General features: G+C 28.3%; 12 protein-coding genes. 11 read left to right on the forward strand and 1 reads right to left on the reverse strand.

Annotated features, from left to right (window positions below; all coding sequences use genetic code 11):
- Positions 1-4: 4 nt before the first annotated feature.
- Entirely contained in the window at positions 5-673 is a 669-nt protein-coding gene (locus tag BHAMNSH16_RS13680) for a helix-turn-helix transcriptional regulator (RefSeq protein ID WP_069731490.1), read from the forward strand.
- 21 nt (positions 674-694) lie between these two features.
- On the opposite strand, the gene BHAMNSH16_RS13685 is transcribed toward BHAMNSH16_RS13680, so the two are convergent.
- Positions 695-1624: a tyrosine-type recombinase/integrase gene (locus tag BHAMNSH16_RS13685; protein WP_069731491.1), complete on the reverse strand. Its 930-nt coding sequence runs from the start codon at positions 1622-1624 to the stop codon at positions 695-697.
- Positions 1625-2143: 519 nt separating this feature from the next.
- On the opposite strand from BHAMNSH16_RS13685, the gene BHAMNSH16_RS13690 reads away from it, so the two are divergent.
- From BHAMNSH16_RS13690 to BHAMNSH16_RS13735, 10 genes are all read left to right on the forward strand, one after another.
- Positions 2144-3406 (forward strand): cytosine permease, encoded by a 1263-nt coding sequence (locus tag BHAMNSH16_RS13690; protein WP_008731578.1) that lies wholly within the window; start codon positions 2144-2146, stop codon positions 3404-3406.
- Positions 3407-3410: 4 nt separating this feature from the next.
- On the forward strand, positions 3411-3593 hold the full coding sequence (locus BHAMNSH16_RS13695) for a hypothetical protein (RefSeq protein ID WP_008731577.1): 183 nt from the start codon (positions 3411-3413) through the stop codon (positions 3591-3593).
- A 38-nt stretch (positions 3594-3631) separates the two neighbouring features.
- Entirely contained in the window at positions 3632-4123 is a 492-nt protein-coding gene (locus BHAMNSH16_RS13700) for a nucleoside deaminase (RefSeq protein ID WP_008731575.1), read from the forward strand.
- A gap of 140 nt (positions 4124-4263) precedes the next feature.
- Entirely contained in the window at positions 4264-5352 is a 1089-nt protein-coding gene (locus BHAMNSH16_RS13705) for a hypothetical protein (RefSeq protein ID WP_069731492.1), read from the forward strand.
- A 22-nt stretch (positions 5353-5374) separates the two neighbouring features.
- Positions 5375-6358, forward strand: a complete 984-nt coding sequence (locus BHAMNSH16_RS13710) for an ABC transporter substrate-binding protein (RefSeq protein WP_008731571.1) — start codon at positions 5375-5377, stop codon at positions 6356-6358.
- An 89-nt stretch (positions 6359-6447) separates the two neighbouring features.
- Positions 6448-7218: an ABC transporter permease gene (locus tag BHAMNSH16_RS13715; RefSeq protein WP_008731569.1), complete on the forward strand. Its 771-nt coding sequence runs from the start codon at positions 6448-6450 to the stop codon at positions 7216-7218.
- Positions 7219-7255: 37 nt separating this feature from the next.
- Complete coding sequence (locus BHAMNSH16_RS13720) at positions 7256-8041, forward strand: ABC transporter ATP-binding protein (protein WP_008731566.1); 786 nt, start codon at positions 7256-7258, stop codon at positions 8039-8041.
- 15 nt (positions 8042-8056) lie between these two features.
- Positions 8057-9004: a DUF7916 family protein gene (locus BHAMNSH16_RS13725; protein ID WP_008731563.1), complete on the forward strand. Its 948-nt coding sequence runs from the start codon at positions 8057-8059 to the stop codon at positions 9002-9004.
- An 85-nt stretch (positions 9005-9089) separates the two neighbouring features.
- Entirely contained in the window at positions 9090-10100 is a 1011-nt protein-coding gene (locus tag BHAMNSH16_RS13730; RefSeq protein WP_008731561.1) for an ABC transporter substrate-binding protein, read from the forward strand.
- Between the two features lie 159 nt (positions 10101-10259).
- The gene (locus tag BHAMNSH16_RS13735; protein ID WP_069731493.1) at positions 10260-11453 is read left to right on the forward strand and encodes an ROK family transcriptional regulator; all 1194 of its coding nucleotides are present in this window, start codon (positions 10260-10262) and stop codon (positions 11451-11453) included.
- The last annotated feature ends 25 nt before the right edge of the window (positions 11454-11478 follow it).

An 11478-nucleotide genomic window follows, 5' to 3' on the forward strand; every position in this document is an offset into this window, starting at 1 on the left:
AGCAATGTATAATTATATATACACCCAAGAAGATTTTAGCATATTAAACAGCTATAAAAATATTTCTATATCCTTAGGAAAGTATTTAGGGGATAATGTTGAAATAGTAATATATTCTTTTGAAAATGAGGATTATCCTATAGTTTTTATGGTTAATGAATATATGCATAATAAAAGTATTGGAGATGCTATTTCCGATAAAGATAGAAGCATATTAAATGAAATGTTAGATAAAACTAATGATAATTTTTTTAAAAATAATTTTATTGAAACTGTTACAGGAGAATGTCATAAAAAAAATTATACTATTATAAAAAATTCTAATGCTGTACCTATAGCCATGATGGTTATAGATTGGAAATTTGATGTTTCTTTAGTTAATACATTAAAAGTGTTTATACCTGATAATATAGATTTGGATTTAAAAGAAAATAAAAACAGCAAATCAGAAGACATTATTATAGAATCTCTCAAAAAAGTTATAACAACTGTAGATAAAGATGAAGTGGGTCCTTCTGTTTATAATAAGACAATAATAAAAAAATTATATGCTCAAGGTGTATTTGAGTTTAAGGAATCTGTTCAGGTAGTGGCAAACTATTTAAATATTTCACATCATACAGTGTATTTACATCTTAGAAGTATAAAAAGGTCTAAGAAAATCAGAAAATAATTATTATTAAAAATAAAAAATTTAATTATTAGAATGAGGGTGAAATTTATTATATACTTCAAATAACCTTGAATTTGTAACATGAGTATATCTCTGAGTTGTAGCTATAGTTTCATGTCCTAATAATTCCTGAACTCCTCTTATTTCAGCATTATTGTTAAGCAAATGCGTAGCGAATGTATGCCTTAATGTATGAGGAGAAAAATCTATAGATATATTTGAATTTCTTATTAATCTTTTCATTGATGTTCTTATGCTTCTGTCGCTTATTGGTTTTCCAAATCTGTTTATAAATAAATAATCATTATTTTCAGAATATTCTTTTTGAATTATTCTTCTTTTTTCCATATATATATCCCAATTCTCATATATGATAGGGAGTATTGGTATATCTCTTACCTTTGAGCCTTTACCGCATACTCTCAATGTTTCAGAGCCTTTTTTTATCATGCTTAGTTTTAATGAGGCAAGCTCTGACACTCTTAATCCTATGGCATACATAAACAGAGCCATCATTTTATCTCTAATGAGTGTAAAATCTCCTTCATCATCTATGGCTAATATATTGTCTATATCTTCTATAGATAAAAATTTGGCTATATGTTCTTCCCTTTTCGGACTTTTCATATCTACTATTCTATTTTTATCTGAGTGTCCGTTTCTTATTAAATATTTATAGAATTTTTTTATAGATGATAAATGTCTTGACATAGTAGAGTTTGTTAAAGATTTTCCTTTTAAAAAAGTTAAATAATCTCTTACTGTATAATGATTAGCTTCATCTAATGAAATATTTTTACTATGTAGAAATTGGAAATACTCTTTTAAATCTTTATTATAACTATTAATAGTATGAGCAGCAAAATTTAAGGTTTGTAAATAATCACTGAATTCTTCTAATAAAACATATATATTATCATCATTGAAAACATAATCACTTTTCATATTCATAATAAAAATCCTATAACAATATATCTTTTTAAATTATTATCGAAAGTTTAAATTATAAATTTATGAAGTATGTTAACTTGATATAAAAAATTAATTAAATTTTATTTTATAATTTATACTATATACTGGTATGTCTTTTTGTGTTATTATTTTTATTTCATAACTAATTTTATTTATATTGAATATATTGCAGCATGTTTCTGTTTAGCCTACAGTATTTTTTGCAATATAGAAAGTATATTTTCTGTGAAAAGGCTGCGTTTTTATATATTATATTAAATAAATAATATATAAAAACATTGCTTTTTAGTTAAAATAATCAAAAATAATCAAGTTTATTTTTTTAATATATAACTATAAATATACTTCTTTTATTACTTTAAGCTAATAATTCAAAAATATACAAATTTTTTTAGATTTTTATCAGAAATCTAATTTTTTTTCAAATTTATTATTGAACTAGTATTATATATATTTTATACTATTTAGTAACAAAATAATATATTTAAGGATACAGTTATGGATAATAACAATAATGATTTTGAAAGGGAAGCAGTCCCAGAGAGTCAGAAAAAGAGTGTCGTCAGCATTATGATGGTGTGGACAGGATATGTATTTGTTGTAACTAGCATGATAGCAGGCGGTGGTCTTACTAATATTCTTACTATGAAAGAGATAGTAATAGTCATGATATTAGGTAATATATTCTTAAGTCTTATTGCTATAGGTATGAGTTATATAGCAAGCAAAACAGGATTGACTTTTGCACTTATAACAAGATATAGTTTTGGCAATCAGGGTTCAAGAATAGTATCTTTGTTTAGCCCAATTGTAAATTTAGGCTGGTATATTGTTCAGTCAGCTGTTTACGGAAGCATGATAGCTCAGATATTTAAACTAGGGAGCACAGGAGAGCTAGTTGCTATGGCTTTAAGTGCTATGGTAATGGGTATAATAGCATTAATAGGTTTTGAGGCTTTGAATACTTTAGGATTAGTATCAATACCGGCAATAATATTTTTATGTATAGCAGCAGCTATGAGATCTACTATGGAAGTTGAAGGAGGAATGAGTTATATAATAAATGTAGTACCTAAAAATCCGGGTACATTATCTGATGGTCTTATGATAGTAATAGGTACTTGGATATTTTCAGTTTCTACTGCTGTTGCTGATATAATGAGATATGCTAAAAGTTTGAAACATGCTGTAATAAGTGCGGTATTTAGTTTAATAATTGGTAATAGCTTATTAATAGGATGCGGTGCAATAGCAGCAGCAGCTACAGGACAAGCAGATTTACCGGCTTTACTTATATCTATGGGTTTAGTTATACCTGGTGTAATTTTATTAACTACAAATATATTTACTACTAACGGAACAAATTTATATTCAAATGCTTTAGCATTATCAAATGTTTTTAGAAATGTTGATAGAAAAATAATTTTTTATGGTATGATATTATTTTCAATGGTTATGACTTTGCTAAGACCAAATAGGATAGATGTATTTTTTGTATTTTTAAATGTTCTTAGTATTATTATACCTGCTTTGCCTGGAATAATATTTGTTGATTTTTATTATTTTAATAAGGGTAATTATCCAAAATTAAGCGAGGCTGATGCTAAACAAATAAGATGGAGTGCAGTAATATCATGGATAATAGCAACTGTTTTAACATTCTTTATAAAATGGGGATTTCAGCCTTTAAATGGTATAGTTATGGGTGCTTTGATATATTTTATATTTAATAGCATAGCTTTAAAAATGAGTAAGGAGTAAAAATATGGCTGCTAAAGAAGTAAAATTAATTCATAAAATATTTGCTGTTATTGGTATTATATTGCTTGGTATAGGTTCTTTTGTTTCATGTTTATCCTTAGACAGTTTTATAGCCAATATTGGAAATGCATTAATGATAATTGGTATAGGTATTTCTTGGTATGGTTTTTTATATTGGAAGCCTTGATTAAAAATAATATTATAAATATAAAGGATAGTATGTAAATGGATAAAATAGAAAGGGAAAAACATATTTTTTATTTGAGAGAAGCAATAAAGGAATCAATATTAGCTAAGGAGGCTGGGAATACGCCTTTTGGAGCGATAATGATTGATAAAGATGGAAATATAATATTAAGACAGCAGAATATCGAAATAACAGAACATGATTGTACGGGTCATGCAGAAACTGCTATAATGAGAAGTGCAAGTAAATTATATGACAGAAAATTTTTATGGGATTGTACTTTGTATACTACATTTGAACCTTGTGCTATGTGCTGCGGTGCTATATATTGGGGGAATGTTGGTACTGTAGTTTATGGTTTGGAAGAGAAAACATTGCTTAAATTGACAGGTGATAATGAACAAAATCCTACTTTTGATTTACCTTCAAGAGATATTATAAAGGCTGGTCAGAAGGATATAAAGATTATAGGTCCTTTTGATGAATTGACAGAAGAAATTATTGCACCTCATATAGGGTATTGGAAGTAAAGTTAGTATTATTTTAATATTTATTTAGGCATTTAAAAATATTTTAAGTTTTTAAATGCCTTTTTTTATAATAAATTTGATTTTAGTTAGTTAGTTTACTATACTAATTAATATACTAATTAAATATGAGGTGGAATATTATGACAAATTTAGAAAAAAAGCTAATGGAATTTTCTCTTAGATTAATAGATGAAAAAAAGGCTAAAATTATAGTGCCTGTAACACCAGAAACAGGATATTGGTTCGGCGGCGGAAATATGGTAGAGGATAAAGAAGGTAATTTATATATTTCAGGAAGATACAGAAATTCCGGAGATTCAAGAACAGGGCTTGATTTAGGAGATAGAGGGGCAGAACTTGCAATATTTAAATCTTCAGACAAAGGAAATATTTGGACAAAAATAAAAAGCATATTAAAAAAAGAACTTCCTAGAGGCGTATTATCTATAGAAGGTACCGCTTTGAGATTTAATAAAGATAATGAGGTGGAGCTTTATATATCTTCTGAGAAATCTGAAAATAAATATCCGGATCATCTTAAAGAATATTTAAAACCGGGAACAGGAGTATGGGATATTGATGTAATAGTATCTGATAAAATAGAAAATTTAAGTGCTTCCAATGTTAAAGAACTTATAAAAGGCGAGGATTCAAGATTTATACATTTGAAAGATCCTTTTGTGTATGACAGTTATAACGGAGAAAAATATTTAATGTTTTGTACACATCCATATAATTGGACTAGCTCAAATACAGGGTATATGTTAAGAAGAGGCGAAGAGCTTAATTTTGAAGCACCTGTATTCTACTTCTTTGAAAAAGGTCATACTTGGGATATAGCTATGACTAGAGGAACTTGCGTCATTGATATGCCTCAAGTCGGAATATTGAGAAATAAAAGAATAAGTTTATTTTTCTACGATGGAGGAGAATGCGTAAGAAATTTAGATGAGCATGAAAAAGCTGTAAAAAGACCTAGAGGATATTCATGCGAAGAATTAGGAGGAGCAGCATATATAGAGAATGGTTCATTTGCACATATTGAAAGAATAAGTAAAGAATTACCATTATTTGTAAGCCCTTACGGTACAGGCTGCTCAAGATATGTAGATGTACTTAGAACAAAAGATGGAATGTATGCTACTTGGCAGCAGTCTCAGGATAATAAATCTCAGCCTTTAGTTATGAATTTCTTAAGTAATTCTGAAATAGAAGATATATTAAATTAATAATATTAGATGGAGTAATGGTATGAAAAAGATATTATTATCTATAATTTTTATTTTGTTATTTAGTTTTTTGATGTCATGCGGTAAAAAGACAAATGAGAATTCAGGTAAAATAAGAGTGGCATATCATCCTAATGTAGGCGGAGCTTCTGCTATCATTACAGGAATACATCAGAATTATTTTAAAGATGAAGGATTAGATATAGAATTAGTAAAATTTACAAGCGGACCTACTGAAATAGCAGCTATGGTTTCAGGAGACATACAGATAGGTTATATAGGTTTTGGTGCACATACATTGGCGGCTGAAGGAAAGGTTCAGATAATAGCTACTGACGGAATAGCTGTTGTAGAAGGTATCAGAGCATTAAAAACTTCAGGTATAACTACTGTAGAACAATTAAAAGGAAAAACTTTAATAACACAGTTAGGTACATCCGGAGAAACTATTATAGATCAGGTACTAGCAGGAACAGGCGTTAATAAATCAGATATAAATATACTTAATGCTGAAGTTTCAAGTGCTGTTGCTTCATTCTTGGCTAATAAAGTTGATGCTATATCTGTATGGCCTCCTTATACTGTTGAGATAGATAATAGAATAGGATTAGAGAATTTGAATATTATAAAACCGCAGGATGTTGGCGTTGATTCTACTGCAAGCTGGATAGTAACTCCTGATTATTTGGAAGCTAATACTGATACTGTTATAAAGTTCACAAGAGCATTGTATAAAGCAATGGATTATAGAAAAGAACATTTAGATGAAGCTATTACAAATGTATCAAATCTTATAGGTTTAGATATAGCTACAGTTGCTCAAGAAAAATACAGTTCAGATTGGATGGATTCCAAAACAATGAAAAGCAGAATAGATGATGGAAGCATAAGTAATATTTACAGAAAACAAATAGATTACTTCTTGCAAAACAACAGATTAAATTCTGAACCTGTTGCTGTAGATAAATATGTGAGAATTGACATTATAAAACAAGCATTAAACTGATTAAATTATAGTTCACAGTTAAAATAAATATAGTTTTAACTGTGAAGTAGTCAATTATATGCTTAGATTTTTTATTAAGAGGTATAAAAATGAATAGTAAACCTATGGGTAAAAAGAAATATATATTTACCGCAGTTTCCATTATCATAGCTTTATTAGTATGGCAGCTAGTATCTTCTTCTGTGGCAGGGGCTGTTATTGCAAGTCCGGCTGATGTATTAAAGTCATTTATAAGAGAGATTACTAATGGTAAATTATTAAATCATATAGGTATAAGTTTATTTAGGGTATTGTCTGGTTTCGGATTAGCATTTGTTGTATCAATACCTATAGCATTTTTAATGGGTTGGTATCAGCCTGTACAATTATTAATAGAACCTATAATACAATTTGTTAGGAATATACCGGCATTAGCATATATACCTTTGGTTGTAGTTGCTCAGGGAGTTGGAGAAAGTGCTAAAATTACAGTTATATTTATATCTACTTTTTTGGTAATGATTATAACAGTTTATCAAGGGGTAAGAGAGGTTGATCAAACTTTAATAAAAGCAGCCAGAGTCCTTGGTGCTAAAGATAAAGATATTTTCTTAAAAGTTGTAATACCGGCTTCAGTACCTTATATATTGGTTGGTATGCGTTTAGGATTAGGTGCTTCTCTTACAACTCTTATTGCTGCTGAATTAACAGGCTCTAGTTCAGGATTAGGACAGATGATTCAGGAGGCAAGTCTTTACTTTAGAATGGATATAGTTATGCTTGGAATAATACTTATTGGTATTACAGGCTTAATATTAAATTTTATAGTAAGCATAATAGAAAACAAGTTGACTGTATGGCAGGAAAAGAAAAAAAGATAATAAGTTATAATAAAAAATTATATAAAAGAGATTAAATATGTCAAATAAAGAAGTAAAAGTAAAAATTTCTAATGTTAGTAAAATATACAAAGGTACAACTAAAGATGTTCATGCTTTAGATAATGTAAATTTAGATATATATAAAAATGAATTTGTATGTGTAATAGGTTCTTCAGGATGCGGAAAAAGTACATTACTCAATATACTTGCAGGACTTGATACTCCGAATTCAGGCAGTATAGAAATAGACGGAAAACCTATAGAAGGTACAGGAGTTGATAGAGGTGTTGTATTTCAGCAGTATGCTTTATTTCCTTGGCTTACCGTTGCAAAGAATGTAGCTTTTGGATTGGAATTGCAAAAAAAACCAAAATCTGAAATAAATGATATAGTAGATCATTATCTTAAGGCTGTTGGATTAATAGATTTCAAAAATGCTTATCCTAAGGAACTTTCAGGCGGTATGAAGCAGCGAGTAGCTATAGCCAGAGCTTATGCTGTTAATCCTAATATACTTCTTATGGATGAACCTTTTGGAGCTTTAGATGCACAGACAAGAGCTCAATTGCAGACTGAACTTTTGAATACTTGGGATAATGAAAAGAAAACTTGTTTCTTTATTACTCATGATGTAGATGAAGCCGTATTTTTGGCTCAGAGAGTTGTTATAATGAGTCCAAGACCCGGAAGAATTAAGAGTATAGTAGAAGTACCTATAGCATATCCTAGAGTACCTGAAACTAAATTATCAAAAGAATTCAATGATATAAAAAATCAATTATGGCAGTTAGTATATCATGAATATTTAGAGGCTAAAAAATAGGGGAGTAAATTAAGAATGAAAAGAATATTTGAATTAAATTATACTGATACATTTAATATGGATACTAATACATTGATAGAAACAATAAGAAATTCTGAAGGAAGAACATTAATGGCAGAATCTCTAATATATAAAAGACCATTGATAGAAAGAGTTACAGATCCTGAAATTTTGGCTGCTATGGGAGTGGACTTAATTACATTAAATATATTTGATTTACTTAATCCTTTTATATATGATTTAGACGAAGTTGAAGGTGATAATTCTATGCCTTTAGTAGAAAGTACTTTTAAAGGTCAACTTAAATTATATGAATCTTCAAGAAAAAGAAATGATCACATAGAAAGAATAAAAAAGTATACAGGAAGATTTATAGGTATAAATTTAGAACCTGTGGGAGAAGGTGTAGATTATCCTGAAGGTTTAAAAGCTACCAAAGATAATTATAAAAGGGCTTTAGATTTTGGAATAGATTATATAGTATTAACAGGCAATCCTCATACAAAAGTTTCTATGGATACAATAGCAAAAGCAGCTGAAGAATTAGCTTCTATTGCCAAAGGTAAAATGATGATTATTGCAGGTAAAATGCATGGAGCAGGTGCTGGCAATACTGATACTTTAAGCACAGTAAAACAAATTGCAGATGCAGGTGCTGATGTTATAATGTTTGGTGCTCCCGGAACTTTACCCGGTTATACGGTAGAGAAAGTTCATGAGCTTATAGATGAAGCTAAAAGATTTGGCATGCTTACAAAAACAGCTATAGGAACTGCTCAGGAAGGGGCACCTATAGATACAATAAAAGAAATTGCATTAATGTCTAAAATGGCAGGAGCAGATATAATGCATATAGGAGATGCAGGCGTAGGAGGTATATCAAGTCCTATGAATGCTATGGCTATATCATTGGTATTAAGGGGAGAGGTGCATACATATAGAAGAATGGCTTTGAGAAGATAATAAAAATATATTGTTTAGCAGTGATAAATTCTTTTTGATATGAATAAGTTTTAATATAAAAATAATTAAAAAAGGAGAATAAAAAATGAAAAAAACTATGTTAGTTTCTATTTTATCAATAGCATTAATAGCTTTGATAATATCATGTTCAGGAGGAAACAATACTGCTTCTTCTCAAACAAATAGTTCCCTTGATAAAATAAGAGTTGCATATATGGCAGATTTTTCAGGAACTTCTGCTGCAGCTATTGCTCAGGAAAAAGGTTTTTTTAAAGAAGAAAATTTAGATGTTGAATTAGTTAAATTTTTAAATGGACCTTCTGAGGTTGCTGCTATGCTTTCAGGAGATATACAATTCGCTTATATAGGACATGGTGCTCATTCTTTGGCTATTCAAGGCAAAGTCAATGTATTATTTCCTAATGGATTAAGCAAATCTGAACAAATTCTAGTTGGGAAATGGGCTAATATCAATGCTATTTCTGATTTAAGAGGTAAAACAGTAGGTACTCAGCTTGGAACTTCCGGAGAAATTTTATTGAATTTAGCTTTAGATAAGGCAGGTGTAAATAGAGCAGAATTGAATGTTGTTAATATGGATGTAAGCGGAATAGTATCATCTATGATAGGTAAAAAAGTTGATGCTGTATCTGTATGGGCACCTTATACTTTTGAAATTACTAAACAGCTTGGGGATCAAGTAGAATCTATTGCAACTATAATTGATTATTCTGATGAGGGCGTATTCCCTAGCAGCTGGGTAGTTACTCCTAGTTATCAAAAAAATAATCCTGATATAGTTAATAGATTTTCAAAAGCTATATTGAAAGCTATGGATTATAGAGGTGCTAATATAGATGAGGCAGTTGAAATAGTTGCTAAGGTAAACGGAACTCCTGTAGAATCTGTATCTTCAGAAAAAGAAACTGCTTTATGGCTTACAGGAGAAGATATAAAAAATAATTATTCTGATGGTACTGCTGCTAAATGGTATGAATCTCAGCAAAAAATATTTATAAACTCTCAAGTTATAATAGAGCCTGTAGATGTTAATAATTATGTTCAATTTGAATTAATTAATAATTTATTTAAATAAATTATTATTCTAAAATAATAATGATGCATATAAAAATATATGCATCATTTTTTATTATAAAATAAAGATTATTATTAATAGTTTGACAAATCATAATTTTATAATATAATACAAAACCGTCTGTTTTTTATTCTTAAAGGTAAATTAAATATAAAAATAATGAAGAGATTAAAAGCTAAAAATATCAAAGAACAAAATTATATTGATATAGTAAAATTATTAAAAATAGGTAATTATTCAAGAGCTGATTTGGCTTATAATTTAGAATTAAGTAAAGCAAGTATATCTGTACTAGTAGATGATTTAATTAATATGGGAATAGTATATGAGAAATGTGATGGTGAGTCATCATCTTTAGGTGGTAAAAAACCTATATTATTAGATATAAATAAAAACTTAGGATATTTTATAGCTATACATTTTAGAAGGGAATTATGCAATATAGCTATTGTTAATTTGGAAAATGAAATCATAGAAGAATGTTCATTAAATGTAAATATAAATTGTGATTATAGAATAACATTTAATCCAATAATAAAAAAAATTAAAGATTTAAAAAATAAATATAAGGATAAAAAAATATTTTCTATAGGAATATCTGTACCCGGTAAGATAAGTAAAAAAAATAATAATATCCTTGTAGATTGTATGGGAATACCTGAATGGAAAAATATACCATTAAAAGAATATATAGAAGAGAATACTAATACTAATGTTATCATTGACAGATATGCATGTGCTATGCTTACACATAGTATGCTTGAAGAGATGAAAAAATCTATGCCTATACAAACTTCATCTGTATATATTTATTTAGGTAATTGGATTGGAGTATCTGTATCTAGCAACGGATCAATTTTGTATGGTACGCATGACACTGCAGCTAACTATTCTCATACTATAGTAACTGATTCTAATTATATTTGTATGTGCGGAAAAAAAGGATGCTGGGAATCTGTTGCTAGCATTAATGCTTTTATGAATGAGCTTAAAAACAGAGATAATAAATATAAAAATATAAGCTACAATGAAATTATAAAAAATCATATTAATGATGATATTGTTATTGATACTTATAAAAACTTTTCAGCTTATTGGGTTTCTATAGGAATATATAATATAGTTAATACTTTTGACCCTGAAACTATATTTATAGGCGGAGAGATGCTTTATTTAGGCGAAGACTTTATTAACGAAATAAAAAATAATATAAAAAATAAATATAATTCTTATAACTTCCTTACAGAAATAAATTTTATTAATAATTTTAAAGATATAGAAATATATGCTGCTTCTTCTGTGGCTATATATGATTTTTATAATTATAGCATGTATAAATATTTATCTGAATGAATATTTATACATATAATATTGATAT

Source organism: Brachyspira hampsonii, assembly GCF_002214805.1.
Classification (GTDB): domain Bacteria; phylum Spirochaetota; class Brachyspiria; order Brachyspirales; family Brachyspiraceae; genus Brachyspira; species Brachyspira hampsonii.

Excerpts from the sequence above, each read along its gene's own strand:
- BHAMNSH16_RS13680 (WP_069731490.1), top strand. The coding sequence starts at position 5 with ATGTATAATTATATATACACCCAAGAAGATTTTAGCATATTAAACAGC.
- BHAMNSH16_RS13685 (WP_069731491.1), bottom strand. The coding sequence starts at position 1,624 with ATGAATATGAAAAGTGATTATGTTTTCAATGATGATAATATATATGTT.
- BHAMNSH16_RS13690 (WP_008731578.1), top strand. The coding sequence starts at position 2,144 with ATGGATAATAACAATAATGATTTTGAAAGGGAAGCAGTCCCAGAGAGT.
- BHAMNSH16_RS13695 (WP_008731577.1), top strand. The coding sequence starts at position 3,411 with ATGGCTGCTAAAGAAGTAAAATTAATTCATAAAATATTTGCTGTTATT.
- BHAMNSH16_RS13700 (WP_008731575.1), top strand. The coding sequence starts at position 3,632 with ATGGATAAAATAGAAAGGGAAAAACATATTTTTTATTTGAGAGAAGCA.
- BHAMNSH16_RS13705 (WP_069731492.1), top strand. The coding sequence starts at position 4,264 with ATGACAAATTTAGAAAAAAAGCTAATGGAATTTTCTCTTAGATTAATA.
- BHAMNSH16_RS13710 (WP_008731571.1), top strand. The coding sequence starts at position 5,375 with ATGAAAAAGATATTATTATCTATAATTTTTATTTTGTTATTTAGTTTT.
- BHAMNSH16_RS13715 (WP_008731569.1), top strand. The coding sequence starts at position 6,448 with ATGAATAGTAAACCTATGGGTAAAAAGAAATATATATTTACCGCAGTT.
- BHAMNSH16_RS13720 (WP_008731566.1), top strand. The coding sequence starts at position 7,256 with ATGTCAAATAAAGAAGTAAAAGTAAAAATTTCTAATGTTAGTAAAATA.
- BHAMNSH16_RS13725 (WP_008731563.1), top strand. The coding sequence starts at position 8,057 with ATGAAAAGAATATTTGAATTAAATTATACTGATACATTTAATATGGAT.
- BHAMNSH16_RS13730 (WP_008731561.1), top strand. The coding sequence starts at position 9,090 with ATGAAAAAAACTATGTTAGTTTCTATTTTATCAATAGCATTAATAGCT.
- BHAMNSH16_RS13735 (WP_069731493.1), top strand. The coding sequence starts at position 10,260 with ATGAAGAGATTAAAAGCTAAAAATATCAAAGAACAAAATTATATTGAT.